This window comes from Oleiphilus sp. HI0066 (assembly GCF_001635725.1).
Genome location: NZ_LWFH01001732.1, coordinates 1 through 764, shown reverse-complemented (window position 1 = coordinate 764; position 764 = coordinate 1). Strand labels below are relative to the sequence as shown.

Annotated in this window: 1 protein-coding gene; it reads right to left on the bottom strand. The window is 44.4% G+C overall.

The genetic code is table 11. From position 1 onward, the window contains the following. Nucleotides 1-729: ABC transporter permease (locus tag A3738_RS26970; RefSeq protein ID WP_068763982.1), on the bottom strand; the 729-nt coding region annotated here is incomplete at its 3' end. Nucleotides 730-764: the final 35 nt, after the last annotated feature.

Here is a 764-nt window from a genome sequence, read left to right as displayed (position 1 = left end):
AGTTAAGGGGGCATCAGAGCCGACTAGCATGAGTGTTGTATTGAAATTTTCAAAAGACATCAAGAACGCGACAACGCCTGCGCCGAGCATGGCTGGCCTGAGGTAGGGTAAGGTAATAGTACGTAATACTTCAAAGCGACTTGCGCCTAGATTGTAGGCGGCTTCCTCAAGTGATCTATCAAACTTTTTCAGCCGAGCCGAAATAACTAAGGTCGCAATCGTAGTTATAAAGGCGAATTGGCCAAGCACTACGAGTAATAGCCCTGGTCTAAGGAACTCAAGATCCCACCCAATATGATCTTCAACTCCGTTAGCAAGCGTGTTTGAAAATACGAGAATAGAGATGCCGAGAATGACGCCCGGAATAACCAGAGGCAGCAACAACAATATGTATGCGAATTGTTTGAAGCGAAACTCATAACGTTCAAATAAAAAGGCATTGCTTGTGCCGATCGCAATGCTCAGTCCAGTCACACAGCATGCAACAAAGAATGAAACGCCAATGCCGTTCATTAGGCTACGATCATGAAATAAGCCTAATTTAGGTTGGGTATCGTTAATAAACCAATCCCATGTAAAGCCTTTCCATGGTAGTGACGGAAACAGGGAGTCGTTAAAGGCAAAGCTCGCGACGACCACTAATGGCGCAATGAGGTAAACAAAAAATAGGAAGATATAGAGCTGATAGCTCCAGTTGTAGCGATTTGATCTGGGTATAGTAGGAAGCATATAAAGTCCTTAGCTTTTCGCTACTGTCGAAGCGA